A 15254-nucleotide genomic window follows, 5' to 3' on the forward strand; every position below is an offset into this window, starting at 1 on the left:
AGGATATTACGATGGAAAACAATTTTTGCGACATTTCTGTAGATGATTTTGTGGAACTTTTTCGTAATGCTCAGGTAATGCACAGTACGAAAGTGAAGATTTTAAAAACACATTTTCAATGCACAGAACATACCGCGACAGCAAGACAATTATCTGAACTTCTTGGATATAAAAATTTTAATGCTGTTAATTTACAATATGGTCTATTTGTAAAATCTTTAGCTCTAGAATTTGGGATTTCAAAAAATCAACAGAATTTTGATTGGCTTTTCTTCCTTATGGATTTTATTCATCAACCAAATGAAGAATGTAAGTTAAGGCTCAGAGAGAATACTGTTCAGGCATTAAGAAAAATTGGTTGGTGAAAAACAACATGTTCGTAGTGTTATATGGAATTATGAACATGACTAGCAGTAAAAATAAAGGAGCCTTAGAATATATAGGTATAGATATACTATTTCAATATGTTATTAAATAAACAAACATGCTGCATCCTGTAAAAATAAGTAATAGTGCCGAGATTCCTTGTTTCCATATCCCCTTTTTTTCTTCGACGAAGCTCTTTGCGCTCAAAACGCCGCAAAATAACCCTGCCGCGAGACACAGCCCGCTGATGAGCCAGCCTGAGGGCATGTGCAGAATTGCCGCCAGAGGAACATCCCGTCCGGTGTTGATACGGAAGCCCGCCCAGAGCATCAGACTCCCGTAGGCCAGCAGGCAAATCAGAGCAAGCAGTCCCATCGGCACCAGCCTGTCGTATCGAATTTTCGAGGCAAGATTCCGCGATTCCTTCACCACACTGTTGGTAAGCCGGGCTTGGGCGGCGGCAGTTTCCTTTTCGGCGGCAGCGGCCATGCTGTCCACGATGGCTCTGGACGCTCCGGCGATTTTTTCCGGCAACGCTTCATAGTAGATGCGTTGATATTCCATCGCGGCCAGCAGCGGCCAGAGCGCGTCATCCTCCCGGAGATTCAGCCTGTTGCCGATTTCCCGCAAACGCGCCGCTTCCGCTTCGGACAATTCCCTGCCGCACGCCTTGCCGAGATCAATCACAGTATCCATGCTCATGACGCTTCCCCCATGACGGAATCAAACATGTTCGCGCACACTCTCCGCCAGCGCTGCAATTCCACCCGTGTGCCGATGGGCATTTCAGTCTGGGCGGCGCGGATGGACATGCGTCTGGAATACAGCCAGTCGGCCACGCGGTTGCCGACCGCCGGAAAGTCCAGCGTCCTGCCGTTCTTCTCCACCGCTTCCCGTGCCTTGGAACTGTTATACATATCAAAACGCCGCGCTTCACCGAAATACAGATTCCGGCAAACGTGGATGGGCACGTCCGTGAATACTTCCTGAAAGGAGTGCAGAAGCTCGATGGAATCGCGGTGACGATTGATTATCCAGAAGACAACCAGTTCCCGCCGCATCTCTCGCAGAGCTTGCTTCATGATGTCGCCGTGACTGGCCGTGCTGGTCTTGGTACGGGCGGCGGCATTGATGACCACGGCATGATCCGGGTAGTTCTGTACAGTGTCCAGCAAATCCGCCCAGCCGTCGGCGTCGTCCAGACAGTTCAGACGGCAGAGCAGATTCGGCAGGGCAAGCTCCTTGTGCGCCTTGAAGACATCAGGGTTGTCGGTATCGGTATCCACAAGCAGGACGTTTGCGTTTCTGTTGAGAAGATAGTCCACAAGGGCGAAGGAAAAGAGGCTCTTGCCGACGCCGCCCTTGCTGCCGCCGACATAGAATACGCTGTTCTGAATGTTCATGATCAAAGCTCCGAATCGGGTTTGTCCGGCGTGTAGAAGTCCGGGATTTCTTCCTGTGCGTGGGACGTGACGGGAGGAGCCGCGACGGGTTTCGCGGTTTCGGGCCGGGGCTTCGGCTCACGTTTTCGCGAAGCCGCCTTCGCGGGAAGCACCTTTGCCCTGATGACGGGCGCGGGAATGACCACGTTGCCCTGGGCCAAGATGTCCGCCAGCTCCTTCACCGTGTATCCCTTTTCAAACGCTTTCAGGATATTGGCGTTGAGCAGTTCGGCGGCTTCCTCCCGTGTCTTGCCGAGATTTTTGTCCGGCAGGTCGTCAAGGATTTTCCGCATGGCATTGATGTCTTTCACCGGAATGCGTTTGAACTTTCCCATGCGCGTCGCTCCCTATCGCATCCGCATACGCGGTCGGTTCTGCCGTTCGCCTTCTATGCGCCGTTTTTCAAGGTCGCCAGCAAGGTCTGCAAGCTGCTGTACACTTCGCTGACATCGGTGAACAATCGCTTCAAGGTGCGCAGTTCCGTCTGAATCAGCATCTGCCTGTCCTCCAGTACGTCGATCCTCGTGCCGAAGGCCGTCAGTCGGGCGTTGCAGTTCTCCTCCATCCGTTTCAGGCTTTGCATCAGCATCCGTTCGGTTTCGGTCATGAAGGGGCTCCTCCTGAAGCTGGGGCAAAAGAAGGGCTTCCTCGTCAGGGAGCTGTTTCCATTTTGCCGGATAGCGTTTGATGTTGCAGGCGGCGCGTTTTTCAATGACGCGCTCAAAAGCCGGTTGCAGGCGGGCGACCATGCGCCGTGCTGTTTCCTTTTTCTTTTCTTCGGATTCTTCTTCCTGAGCGACTTTGGGTGTCCAGCCTCTGGCGTAAAAACCTCCCCGGAAGCGCATCTTCATGCCGCTGTTCGGGGCAATGACGCTGATGTAGTCCCTGCCTTCGCGGTTGATGCTCAGCCCCTGTTCCTTCAGGGCGCTCAGAATATCTTCCCGGTTCCGGACAAGTCCCTGCGTCACTTTTTCCTTTAGGAAAGCATGGATAACCTCTTTGGCCCGGTCGCGGTCGCTTTCTCTGATTTCCTTGCCCCATCTCGCCATTCGCGCCTTGAACAGGTTGGCTTTTTTCGGAAGCTCATCCCTTGCCCGCGCCGGGTCGTCAGGCCGCGCCCAGCCTTCGCGCCAGTTGAACAGGTCGCGGAACACGTCAAAGTCCTTTTGCCAGCCGGGAGGACAAGCATTGAAATCCTTGCCGCTGGAAAGCTCCAGGCGCGGAATGAGGAAATGCAGCTCGTGATGCCCGGCATGGGTATGCCTCACCCAGAGGATATTGCGCTGATCCGCGTCCAGACCGGCGAAGGCCACCCGCTCGAAAGCGTCCATGACTTCCTCTTCCTGTGCCTCGCTGATCTTCTCATCCGGGTGCCATGACAGAACGCCGGAAGTGAATTTCCATCGCCGCTCTATGCTGTCGATAAGCGCGCGGGTCATGACTGGATCGCCGCGCAGCACCTGGGGCGGGGCTGTGTCTCTCCCCGGATAATCCGGGCGTACAAGATAGCGGCTGGGCTTGTCGCCTTCTCCGGTGCCGTGCGGAAAGACCTTCATCAGCATGGTTCCGCCTCCGGTTCATCTTCCGTTGAGGCGCATGATGCGAACTCGATAATGCGCTGTTCGATGCCCGCCAGCGCCACCAATACCTCCACGGCTTCCGCCGCGCGTTTATAGGTGTTGGCCCATCTCGCAAGTTGATTGATGTTCGCGCCGATGCGTGCCAGTTCCCGCAACCGCCGTTTCTCTTCCGGCGTTTTCCGCAGACGGATGCCAAGGCAGGTCTGGCGGATGTACTCCGACATGCTCATGCCGTGCAGCCCCGCGTTGAGGCGGAGGATGTCGCGCTCCTCCGGGAACACACGCACGACGACAGAGGCAGTGCGAACGGGTTTGACGCGTTTCACCGCTTTCCCTGCCTTTGGGCTTTGCGGGGTTCAAAGGGGCAGCGCCCCTTGCCAGCCGTGAGGCTATACGCGCAGCGTATAGACGAAACGTAGGCTGGCCCTCGGAGACAATGCCGGACGAGCGAACAGGCATCCGCGCAAAAACGGGGATGCATGATGCGGGCATCGGGAATGCGGCGGGTGCGTATCGGGCGCGGCGCGGACTTGTATTCGGCGAGTCGCTGGTGGGTATACTGACGGCTCCAGATAAACATCCGACACATGAGGAGATGGTATGCGGCAAATGCCTGAACGCCATGCACAAGCCGTGTAGTCAGTATCCGACACAAGGCAAGGTCGGCATAACGCACATGACGGCGCGGACATATAAACGCTGGGCGGGCGGTCACAGCGCATGTATGGGGAGAACTCTGCGGAGCGCAAGCCGGGGCGGCCTTATGTGCATCGTGTCCGCCGCTTGTCGGTATGCGGGAAAATTGCGGGAGGCGGAAAATGCTTTTTTGTATTGCTGCGTTTGTGTTTTTGAACAGCGGACTTCCTTTGACAGAGCCCCCGCCGGAGGCTTCCTCGTCCGTCGCCCGCAACCGTCCATAGCCGGAAAGCAAGGGCATCCTGTCAAGGCCCGCGAAGCGGCCCGACAGGGCATGGCCTTGACCGGATGACCGCTTCCGGCACCCGTGCGGGTGTGACGGACGAAAAGCCGGGGAAGAAGCGAAGTTCATTTTTCCTCCGGTTCGGCGGTGAGCTTTTCCAGAAGTGCGGCAATATCCGCCGCTCTCCACGCCGTTGTGCGCGGGCCGAGTTTGACGGGTTTCGGATAGCGGCCGCTTTTGCAGCCCGCCCACCACGCGCTGCGGCTGACGGGAATGAGCGCGAGTACCTGCGGCAAACGAAGCAGAGCGTTATTGGGTATATTTTGCATGGAGTTCCTCCTGGCTGGTTATGTTCGGCACAGTATATCATGGGTTTTCCCGCTCTTTCGTTTTCGAAGTCCCCGCATACAGCGGGATAAATCCAATAGCGTCCTGTGAGATGCCGCTTGTGTTCAAAAAAATTCAAAATACAGCTTGACATGTTTTTGTGCTTTAAAGCGATATCGTGCAATATATTGAAATTACACAACTCTAACAACACATAAAAACACTGTTTGCACTGTGTTGTATTAGCCGTATTTGTCTTTTACGGACTTCAGATGGCGCTATAGCATGTCATTGTCCGTCTGTGTTGCTTCGCGCAAGCCGTCCAGATAGTCGGCCCATGCCTGCATCATCTGGTGCCGCTGGGGAAGATATTGGGCATGGTTGTAGGCGAACCGGGAAGTATTCTTTTCCTTGTGGGCCAGCTGACGCTCAATCCAGTCAGGCTCAAAGCCCTGTTCATTGAGCAGGGTTGAGGCCATAGCCCGGAAGCCATGAATACACATCTCTTCCTTGCCGTATCCCATAGCGCGTAACGCCTGTAAGGGCGTGGAGTAGTGGATAGGCTTCCTCACACTGTTCCTTGAGGGGAAAAGGTATGTTCCGCCTCCGGTGACGGCGTGAAGCTCTTTGAGAATGGCAACGGCTTGTGATGACAGCGGAACAATGTGCGGCTTTCGCATTTTCATGCGTTCGGCCGGTATGTGCCATTCCCGCGTTTCCAGATTGAACTCGCTCCATTCGGAACGGACAAGTTCGGCGGAACGGACAAAGAACAGGGGAAAAAGGCGCAGCGCGCATTTGACCTGAAAATGTCCGTGATAGTTGTCCAGCCTGTTCAGAAGCACGCCGATTTTTTCGGCGGAAACGATGGTGGCCCTGTGCCTGCCCCGATGCGGACGTATGGCTCCGCGAAGATCGGCGGCAATGTTGCGCGGCACTCTGCCTGTGGCAACCGCATAGCGGAAAACCATGCCGCAATACTGGATGATTCTGTGGGCGATAAGTTCCTTTCCCTTTCTTTCAAGCGGCTTGAGTATCAGCAGCAGGTCTTGCGCCGTGACCTCGGAAATGGGCTTCCGTTTCAAGGCGGGGAAAAGATAGTGTTTGAACGTGTGCAGTTTTCTCCCTCTGTCTTTTTCGGAATTGTGGACTGTCTGCGTATCGTGCCATTCACGGACAACATGCTCGAAGGTATTGGCTTCCGCGAGGAGGGCGGCGTTTTTCATCTCCTTCTTGCGTTTGCCCGGATCAATGCCGTCGGCAAGCAGCTTTTTCGCCTCATTTCGCTTTGTCCGGGCATCCTTCAGGGAGACAATCGGATATTCCCCGAAGCTGAGCAGCTTTTCCTTATCGTTGAAACGGTACGCCATACGCCAGAGTTTTGAGCCGGTTTTGGCGACATAGAGGTACAGGCCGCCGCCGTCCGCGTACTTTTTCGCTTTTTCAGCGGGCTTCAGATTCCTGATTTGCGTGTCGGTCAGCATGACGTACCTCCCTGACTGGATGTATCCTGCAACGCCTTGTCCCGCAGAAGAAAAAGATATCTGGCCCATTCCCGCATCATGGTTTTTCTTTCCGACAGATGCCGCCACGGGTCAAAACGTGTGCGCCCGGAGTGTGCCAGCTGCACGTCGATGATGTTCTGTTCGTACCCAAGGTCGAACAGTAATTTGGCGACAAGAGAGCGGATTCCGTCAAAGGACAGTTTTACGCCGTCATATCCGCGTCTGCGCAGGGAAACGGTGATGGTGGATATGTCGATGGGGCGTTCAGGAGAACGGACGCCGGGGAACAGCAGGGTTCCATGACCGGAGTATTCCTTCAGTTCCCTGAGTATTTTGACTGCCTGTGGCGCGAGAGGCACAACATGCTCATGTTTCGTCGCCATGCGTTTCGCGGGGATAACCCAGAGCCTGCGGGAGAAATCAAATTCATTCCATGCCGCACAGCGCAATTCACCGGAACGGACGAACAGCAGGGGAACCAGCCGCAGGGCGCACCGCACAGGGAAATAGCCGTCATGCCGCTCAAGGTTCAGCATAATCTGACCGAGTTTCCCGGCGTCGAGCGCGGCGGCTCTGTGCCCTGTCTGTCTGGAACGCAGCGAAGCGGGCAGGTCTTCCGTGGAGTTCCGCGCGGTCTTGCCGGTGGCGACGGCATAGCGGCATATCTGGCCGCAGACATCCGTCAGCCTGCGTCCTCCGCGCAATTTCCCGGATTGCCGCAACGGTTCGATGGCGCTCATAATGTCCTCGGCGGTAACGTCTGTCATGGCCTTGCCGCCGAAGACGGGAAAGAAATATTCCGTCATCCCCCGCATCATGAAGGAGCGATAGCGGTTTTTACAGTGAAGGGTTTCCCGCTCGTACCATTCCATAGCCACGGATTGGAACGTAGCGTTGGAGGCGGATGTCCGTGCGGCCTTCCTGTGTTCCGCCGGGTCGATGCCGTCCTTGAGCAGGGCCTTGGCTTCATCCCGGCGTTGCCGTGCGGCGCGGAGTGATACCTGAGGATATTCACCGAAGGAAAGGAGCTTGGCCTTTCGCTCAAAACGGTACGCCAGCCGCCAGAGTTTTTTGCCGCTGGTCGGAATGAACAGGAACAGCCCACCGCCGTCCGCATACTTTTTCGGTTTGTCGGCGGCTTTCAAGCCTTGAATAATGTGGTCATCCAGCATGATTTTCTCCGTATTCGGGATACCCGTAAATCCCCATGAATCCAGTGGTATCAGATACCCACAAATAAAAATATTTGTAGTATTATCAATTGACTATATGAGAATATTTCAGAATGCCAATTTGTATGGATACCCTGAATAATACCCGGAAAACAGCGGGATGCAAGGCGCTATTTCTGGACTTCTCTGGATGACTGTTTTAATATAACATATTGAAATATAAAATATTATAACTCTAAACAAGTCTATTTGGACGTAAAATGAGAGTTTGTAGTTTACCCCGGTGGCATCAAGTTCCCAGCCGTTGGTAATCTGGCCGAATGTGGATGCCCAGGCATCAAAATGCTCGATGCCCTTGGCCTGCAATTCCTCATACTGCATATAACGCTGGAGCGTGTAGACTTCGGCTATCGTGTTCGATATGGGCGTGCCGGTCAGGAAGTAGACGCCGCGCCCTTCATTCTTGCGTTGCAGATAGCGGCACTTGATGAACAGATCGAGGGCCTTGGCAGAGCCGGTGATATTGCCCAGACCGGAAACATTCATGGTCGTCTGATAGGCAAGATTCTTGAATTCGTGACTTTCATCCACAAAGAGCGCATCAACGCCCAGATCGGCAAAATCAACGGACGTATCTTTCCTGCCCGTTCCGGCCAGCAGAAGCTCATAGCGGGCCTCCATCTTTTCCCGCTGTTTCTCAAGCTGCTTGATCGTCGCCCGTCCGCCTTTGGCTTCTTTGACGGCTCCGATGGCGTCCACGACAGCGTCAATCTGCTCCTTCAGAATTTCCTGCTGAATGTCACGGGGCATGTCGATCTTGCGGAAGGAACTGTGCGCGACCACAACGGCATCCCAGTCCCCCGTTGCAATACGGGAAAACAGGCGCTCCCGGTTCTGTTTGGTGAAGTCCGTCTTGTCTGCCACAAGAATATGCGCATCGGGATAAAGCTTGTAGAACTCATCCCGCCACTGATGCAGCAGATGGTTGGGGACGACGACCATCGGCTTGGAGACAAAGCCCATGCGCTTGGATTCCATGATGGTGGCAATGCAGGCCATTGTCTTGCCCGCGCCGACAACATGATCATAAAGGGCGGTTCCTTCCTGAATGGCTCTCCAGACAACGTCCTTCTGATGCGGGCGGAGCTTCACTTCTGCGGAGGCTCCGACCAGCTCAAGGTGGGAACCGTCATAGCGGGGCGGCACATGCGTATTGAAGCGGTCATTATACAATCTGGCCAGACGCACCCGCCGGTCGTCATCCGTCCATATCCAGTCCACAAAGGTCTGCCGGATTTCATCGGCCTTTTGCATGGCAGCCGCCGTCAGCTCCTGATCCAGCTCCATAATCGGCCTGCCCTGTTCATCCCTCTGGCCGGTATCCTTCTCCACCTTGATGGGCTTGTTCATGAGCAGGGCTTCGATAATCCTGCTTGCCGGATATTCGGGAATGCCCCAGACGCTGGTATTCAGGGCCCCGTCGGTAATACCCACATGCGCATTCCATCTGCCGAGCGTCGGCAGATATTCCACGCGTTGAAAGCCGTGCCCGCCATGCAGATGCTCAATGAATGCGTGCACCACGTCAGGCGGCAGCCAAGTTGAGCCAAGTTTTACCCCGATATCCACGGCTTCGATGTCGGGGGGCTGCGCAGCTGTCAGGGCTTCCACATTGCTTAAAAAACGGCTGTCCGTTCTGGCGGCTTCCTGTGCCAGTCGCAACTTTTCCCGGACATTGCCGGTCAGATATTTGTCGCGTATCTCCCAGAGTTCCGTCCCAGGATTGAGAAAAATCAGCCCCTGCCCCTGCAGCTCCTGCCGCACAGTGTCGGCAGGCTTCCCAAGGAGCTGCTCCATACGGGCAAAGTCCACCTTGCCGCTTTCCCTCAAGGCAATAAGTAGCGCATCCTTGGGACTGTCGGCAGTCTGCGCTGTTTCCGCCGGTTTAAGAACGCGCTGCCGGAAGATGGCCGCCTTTCGTGCGGAAGCCGGTCTGGCGGCCCTGCCGGTCTTGCGGGCCATATCCGGGGAAATGCCCTTGTCATACTCCATTTCCAGAGATTCCAGCAGGGCATGTTCCGGGTCTTCCCGCATAAGACTTCTGTTTGTCTGGGAATTGAGATGGCCGTATTTTCTGACAAAGGTGTCATACTGCGTATTGAGCCTCTGTCGCAGCGAGGCCATGCGCCCTTCATCGCCGCTCCCCTTTTCCTCATTGAGCAGCTCGCGCACGCTGTCCCTGATTTGAATCATAGAAATCAGACGTTGCCGGGCAGACTCGCTCTTTGTGGAAACAGGTTCATAGCCGCCGTCGCCAAAGTTGCCGGAGGTCTTGAAAACGATTTTTCTGCTTCGGGGTTCGAGGCAGAATGCCCCCATTTTCAGCGCCTGGAAGTAGGCGGAGTCAATAAACTCCCGGTTCAGCGTCTGTGAGGCGGGCGCTTTTTCCTGCTGTTGCTCTCGCGGCCTGAACTGTGCCGCAGGCAGGATCGCAAGGCGGGACTCGATCTCCTGTCCCAAATCCGTAGCGGGACTGTCTTTGACGCAGTTCAGCGCATCGGCAAACATGCCCCCGGAGTAGACCATTCTCCCGATAATCTGCTCCGGGTGTGCGGCAAAGAAGCTGTTGACGACAGCAGGCCGCCTGATGCCCTGCTTGAGGTCGTCAACCTCAATTTCTGACGTGGTAATCCAGTCCCGGCTGCGCTTGTTTTCGCCGTTGTGCTTCTGGAAAAAGACAATATCCGTCGTAACGTCCGTCAGGGCATTCTGACGGAATGCCGTCTCCGGCAGGCGCACAGCCCCCAGAAAATCAGCCTGATCGGCAATATACTCACGGGCGGACGAGTCTGCCGCATCCATGAAATAGCGGCTGACGACAAATGCCGCTATGCCGCCCTCACGGAGCAGCCGCATGGACTTGGCAAGGAAGTAGTTATGGATGGAAAACTTTTTCAGTTCCGGGAAATCCGGATCATACAGGGACTGCTGGCCAAAGGGCGGATTCCCTATGATGAGATCAAAGTTCGGAGAAAGAAGACCGGAAGATTGAAAGCCCTTATTGTTATGGCTTGATTTGGGATACAAATAGCTGGCGATAGCCGCCGTCGTGGGATCAAGCTCCACGGCCAGAAAACGCGCATTGAACTCTTCCGGGCAAAGGCCGATAAAATTACCGATGCCCGCCGACGGTTCAAGGACATTCAGTTTTTTCCCGGAACCGACGCCCAGCCGGGAAAGTCCCTGATACATGGCCCGGATGACGGTTTCCGAAGTGTAATGCGCATCCTGGGTGGAACGGCGGGCGGCAGCATAATCACCCGGAGAAAGAATCCCTTGCAGCTCCCGATATTCTGCCGCCCACTGCTCATTCTTCGCATCAAAGACCTGCGGCAGGCCACCCCAGCCGACAAAGCGCACCAGCGTCTTCTTCTCTTCCGGGGTGGCCAGTTTTACGCCGCCAGCCTGTAGCTGTTGCAACAGGCGAATGGCGGCCACATTGTCCGCGTATTTGCTTTTTGCGCCGCCGACGCCGAGACGGTCTTCCGGCGTTATGCGGTAGTTGGCAGGTTCAGTTCCACCCCGCAGCTCTCCAGAATTTCCCAATCCGACATCCCCCTCAGGCTCGCCTGCCGGGCTGTCTCGCTGCACAGAATCCTTCTCTCCAGAGATTGCTGCTGATCGAGGCGAATCATCAAGTCGAGATTGTCTCTCGCTTCCAGCTTCTTCAGTTCGTCCGGGCAGTTCAGCGCCCAGCGATCCAGAATCAAATAGGCTGAATTGGGAAATCCCCCCGTCTTTACTTCCTCTATTGTTTCCGGCTTGAGTACGGTTCTTGCGATGTCCAGCGGGTTTGTCGGCTTGTCCAGCATGTTGTCGCTCCAAAGAAGGGGAATGTTGTTGTCTGAAGGCTGCAACTTCCTGAATCGTCAGGAAGTTGTGGTTATTTTGCAGGAACAGTTCTTCCGGGGTGCTGCCGTCTCCGTCAACGGTCTGCATGAATTCGGGATTACGGCTGTACATCCGTACCCCGTTTTCCATTTCATATACCGTCTCTCCGCGTCCGTTGAGGCCAAGCGGTCTCATCGTTTTCGGAGAATCGCCGAGCAGCTCGAACCAGCCTCTGGAAGGCCTGGTCTGCCTGTCTTCCTGAATGTTCTGTTGGTCTGATGCGGGAATAACGCTTGCAGGCCGCTGTTCATCCCTTGGAAAAGACGCCGACTGCGCCTCTTCCCGCATGTCATCCTGAATATTTTCTTTTCGTATCTGCTCAATATGATGCACCATCGCATCGAACAGAGACATCTGGCGGGGATCATGGGTCTGCTTGCGTCGTCTGGCCATCACTTTCGTCCCTCAAGGCGCAGGAAGCGAAAGCGCGTGGCGCGCCCTGTCGATTCCTATTCGCCGGAATTCTGTCTGGGCGCGACTGTCAGCTTTGCGGCATTTTCCACAACAATGCGCCCGTTTTCTTCATAAAAAACGACTTTATCCCCTTCCTGCACCTCAAGTTTTTTCCTGATGGCCAGGGGCAGGGTTATCTGTCCGCGAGACGTTACCTTGGCAATTTCCATGACCTTTTCTCCCTGAATCTTACTTAAAAGATTTTCATTGAAAATAAGATTTACAGGGAGAAAAGGCAGGTGTCAACGGGAAGGGTCACATCAGGGCTTCATGCAGCAGACCATGCGTAATCATCTCAACGATACGCTCCCCGGCTTCCGCATCCCCGGAACGTGCCCTGTCGGCAAGTTCCAGAGCATGGCGAAGCTGCGCTGCCGTAAAATCGCAGGCAGGGAAACGGATTCCTTGCAGCACATAGGTAGGCGTCGAAGTGATGCGGGAACGCGCGGCAAACATATCCGCGCTTACCAGCGTGGACGCCTTGCGCAGGGCGTCTCCAAAGGCTTCTGGCGCAATGGCCGCTTCCTGCAGCGCCGCTTGAAGGATGCCTTCATAGGGGGCGGGAATCCCTAGTTCCGTTCTGGGAACAACAGCATCCCAGAACCGATGCGCGGCATTGACTGAAAAGCTGTGCAAGGCCTCATAGCAGAGCGCCTTTTTCAGGGATTCTCCATAGGCCTCTGCGGGCGCATGGCGCACCACAATGCACAGATTGATATCTTCGCGCTGTGCCCTGATGACTTCCTGAATGCCGCAGTAGGAGGTAGAGTAGGGGCGCGTTATCCGGTCTGGATGCACTACCCCTCTCTCCGAACCGTGCTTGCACCTTTCGATGCACACGGCTCTCACGGATGCCTCCTTGCTTTGGCTCGCCAATAGGGAAGGTCACGGCGGTGAAGCTCATTGTGGCAATCAACACAGAGAACCATGGTCTTTCGACGCATGGCGCACATCATTTGTTGCCACAGTTGCTTCTTTCCCTGTACATCCTTCAGAGCTTTAATGTGATGAACCTCCATATATCCCCCTGTTTTCCCACAATATTCGCAGGTGTTTGCATTTAATCGCTGCACCAATTCTGAACGAGTCATTGTGAATCGTGTAGTATCCCAAGGAGTATCCACATTAGAATTATGGATTTTTGGAGGTTCATGGTCTTTCAACCTGAAAAGCCTGTAGGATTTTGGAATTCCGTTGATATTTACCTTCAGTTCATATCCAGATTGAGCAGATAGTTTCATTTTACGAGCTACTTTTCCTATGGAACTCTTGTGCTTATGAGAGAGTGTTGCAAAGAAACTCCATTGGGCTAGACCAATAACTCTTTGCAGAGCTGTTTTGTAGCCTTGAGCAAGGGAATAATAATTTGCTAATCCTCTCATTTCCGCATTATATGTCATCAATATTTCCACATCGCTACGCCGTAACAATGCAGGACGACTTTTTGGGCGGAATATTGCCATATCTCCATAGCCATTTTTACTCGCGTATTGGAACATCTTTTCAGATGGAATGTGGAGCTGCATTTTTTCTGAAATTGTCCTTCGATTACAAGTTCCCTTTCCCCATGCAATTTTTGTCGTCTTTGTGCTTGTGTATGTCTTTATATCATACCCAAGAAATCTAACTCCATCATTTGCATCTGCGATACAAGTTTTCTCTTCAGACACTTCAAGCAGAAGAACATTATTTATATATTCCTTCACTTGTAGCATTACTGATTCAGCTTCTTTGCGTGTACCAATGACTCCAATGATGAAATCATCAGCATACCTAACGTAACGAAGCCTCCTATATTCAGAGTCAACGTGTAATCTGGAATTGATAACTCGCATTTTTTTCTGTATCTCTCGGCGTTCGCGTAGTATCTCCTTGCGGGCATCATTCAAAGGTTTGCCTTCTTTGAATTTCTGCCTAAGCTCTCTAAGCTCACGATTGATTATAATCATCTGCCTACACAGCTTTTTGTAATCGGGATTATCCTTTCGTCTTTCACCTTTGTTGAATTGGCAAATCATATCTTCCATAAACGTATCAAGTTCATGAAGGTATATGTTAGCTAATATTGGTGAAATGACGCCACCTTGTGGTGTCCCACTCCATGTAGCATTGTATTTCCAATCTTGAGCGTATCCAGCTTTGAGCATTTGACGAATAATATGAATTATGCGCTTGTCATCAATCTTCTTCTCCAGAAATTCAATCATCTTATTATGATTGATATTGTCAAAGAATCCTTTGATATCAAACTCAATAATCCACTTCGTTCCGTTCCAGACGTTTTTTACCTGTCGCAAAGCAGAATGACAGGATTTTCCCGGTCTGAATCCATGAGAATTTTCAGAGAAAATAGGCTCATAGATTTGCTCAAGAAGGATTCTGACCACTTCTTGCACCAGTTTGTCGTCTCCGGTTGGAATACCGAGAGGACGCAACTTTCCATTCTTTTTGGGAATGTATGTGCGCCGTACAGGTTTCGGACAATATTCACGCCTTGCCAACAGCCCAATCAAATGGTTCACCCTTTCTTCGGAGAACCCATCAAGCGTATTTCTATCTACGCCCTTTGTTATGGCTCCCTTGTTAGAGTATATGTTGGCATAGGCTTGCTTCCACAGAACTTCAGGGTTGGTCGCCAGCCTGAACAGGCCATTGACCCTTCTTCCACTCATGGAAACCTTTGCAATGGAATTCATAGCCTTTATCGTAGTTTCTGTTCGCATTAGCGCAACCTACTTATGACTTGTAATTCCGACATCCATAGCTCCCTTCCCCCACATATTTCCGGCTTTCGTCGCATTCCTGCTTTACTTATACCGTAATTGCGGACCGATTGGATACGTTCTGCCATTGTCATTACAACATGACTTTGGGTACTACGGAGCCTCCGTTGCCATACAGGTTGTCTTTTATAACAAACCAGCTTAGGCAATCCTGTGTTTATCTGTAAGTAAAGATACGTCATGGTTAGGTGCCCTTTTCGTCTTTTCATCCCTATTGGGAAGTGCCATGAGGCAGCAAATTATGACAGATAGAATGCCAGTCCATCATATACCTCATTACAACGTCTCAATCACCTTTTCTTCGTTGTTATAGAAACCAAATATTGCTCAGACTAGGGTTCAGGCAATTCAGCTTTCACCATACATGACTTGCACTTGCATAAGACTATGACCGGTGATTGTCATTCTTTGTGCCTTTTCCAGAGATGCTATGTTCACGTTCCGCTTTCGCAGTTTCAGCTTTTACAAGCACCGCTAACTCTGGCGTGCATGGAATCTATTTGCAATTCCAGGGTATTCAACCCACTTCCCTTACAAACTTACACAGCGCACCATTCAAGATTGGCCCAGTATTCGACGACTTCCCCCTGAATGCCGTCCACGGGCCTGCCGTCAAGACAGCGTCTGCCGGAAAGATCGGACAAGGCCGGAGGCGGCAGGGCCAGGTCCTTTGCAAGCTCCGTTCGTACTCCGGCCTCCACGGCAACACGATCCGACATCGGCGTTCCGGCCCGAAGCGACGACACAGGCAACACG

At 53.0% G+C, this 15254-nt stretch carries 14 protein-coding genes; 1 reads left to right on the forward strand and 13 read right to left on the reverse strand.

Annotated elements, in window-relative coordinates; all coding sequences use genetic code 11:
• Nucleotides 1-11 precede the first annotated feature (11 nt).
• Nucleotides 12-365, forward strand: coding sequence for a hypothetical protein (locus Q4I12_RS10085; protein WP_196982985.1), 354 nt, complete (start codon nt 12-14; stop codon nt 363-365).
• A gap of 94 nt (nt 366-459) precedes the next feature.
• Here Q4I12_RS10085 and Q4I12_RS10090 read toward each other — a convergent pair whose 3' ends face one another.
• The 13 genes from Q4I12_RS10090 to Q4I12_RS10150 all read right to left on the reverse strand — a co-directional run bounded on the left by Q4I12_RS10090 (nt 460) and on the right by Q4I12_RS10150 (nt 15217).
• Nucleotides 460-1068 (reverse strand): hypothetical protein, encoded by a 609-nt coding sequence (locus tag Q4I12_RS10090; protein ID WP_196982984.1) that lies wholly within the window; start codon nt 1066-1068, stop codon nt 460-462.
• Complete coding sequence (locus Q4I12_RS10095) at nt 1065-1769, reverse strand: nucleotide-binding protein (protein ID WP_196982983.1); 705 nt, start codon at nt 1767-1769, stop codon at nt 1065-1067. The genes Q4I12_RS10090 and Q4I12_RS10095 overlap by 4 nt, the downstream gene beginning before the upstream one ends.
• A 2-nt stretch (nt 1770-1771) precedes the next feature.
• Complete coding sequence (locus Q4I12_RS10100) at nt 1772-2143, reverse strand: hypothetical protein (protein WP_196982982.1); 372 nt, start codon at nt 2141-2143, stop codon at nt 1772-1774.
• A 12-nt stretch (nt 2144-2155) separates the two neighbouring features.
• Nucleotides 2156-3370 carry a relaxase/mobilization nuclease domain-containing protein gene (locus tag Q4I12_RS10105; protein ID WP_196982981.1) on the reverse strand — a complete coding sequence of 405 codons (1215 nt, stop codon included), beginning with the start codon at nt 3368-3370 and terminating at the stop codon, nt 2156-2158.
• Nucleotides 3364-3714, reverse strand: coding sequence for a plasmid mobilization protein (locus tag Q4I12_RS10110; RefSeq protein ID WP_196982980.1), 351 nt, complete (start codon nt 3712-3714; stop codon nt 3364-3366). The genes Q4I12_RS10105 and Q4I12_RS10110 overlap by 7 nt, the downstream gene beginning before the upstream one ends.
• A gap of 718 nt (nt 3715-4432) precedes the next feature.
• Entirely contained in the window at nt 4433-4636 is a 204-nt protein-coding gene (locus tag Q4I12_RS10115; RefSeq protein ID WP_165178278.1) for a helix-turn-helix transcriptional regulator, read from the reverse strand.
• Between the two features lie 276 nt (nt 4637-4912).
• The gene (locus Q4I12_RS10120; RefSeq protein WP_196982979.1) at nt 4913-6118 is read right to left on the reverse strand and encodes a tyrosine-type recombinase/integrase; all 1206 of its coding nucleotides are present in this window, start codon (nt 6116-6118) and stop codon (nt 4913-4915) included.
• A complete protein-coding gene (locus Q4I12_RS10125; protein ID WP_196982978.1) occupies nt 6112-7311 on the reverse strand; it encodes a tyrosine-type recombinase/integrase in 1200 nt (399 codons plus the stop codon). The genes Q4I12_RS10120 and Q4I12_RS10125 overlap by 7 nt, the downstream gene beginning before the upstream one ends.
• 108 nt (nt 7312-7419) lie before the next feature.
• Nucleotides 7420-11655: a helicase-like domain-containing protein gene (locus Q4I12_RS10130; protein ID WP_302261477.1), complete on the reverse strand. Its 4236-nt coding sequence runs from the start codon at nt 11653-11655 to the stop codon at nt 7420-7422.
• A gap of 56 nt (nt 11656-11711) precedes the next feature.
• Entirely contained in the window at nt 11712-11885 is a 174-nt protein-coding gene (locus Q4I12_RS10135) for an AbrB/MazE/SpoVT family DNA-binding domain-containing protein (RefSeq protein ID WP_302261478.1), read from the reverse strand.
• A gap of 85 nt (nt 11886-11970) precedes the next feature.
• Nucleotides 11971-12555, reverse strand: a complete 585-nt coding sequence (locus tag Q4I12_RS10140) for a hypothetical protein (RefSeq protein ID WP_302261479.1) — start codon at nt 12553-12555, stop codon at nt 11971-11973.
• A gap of 5 nt (nt 12556-12560) precedes the next feature.
• A complete protein-coding gene (ltrA, locus tag Q4I12_RS10145) occupies nt 12561-14411 on the reverse strand; it encodes a group II intron reverse transcriptase/maturase (RefSeq protein WP_229772605.1) in 1851 nt (616 codons plus the stop codon).
• Nucleotides 14412-15037: 626 nt separating this feature from the next.
• Nucleotides 15038-15217 (reverse strand): hypothetical protein, encoded by a 180-nt coding sequence (locus Q4I12_RS10150; RefSeq protein WP_302261480.1) that lies wholly within the window; start codon nt 15215-15217, stop codon nt 15038-15040.
• Nucleotides 15218-15254: the final 37 nt, after the last annotated feature.

The sequence above is a fragment of the Desulfovibrio piger genome (genome assembly GCF_951793255.1).
GTDB lineage: Bacteria > Desulfobacterota > Desulfovibrionia > Desulfovibrionales > Desulfovibrionaceae > Desulfovibrio.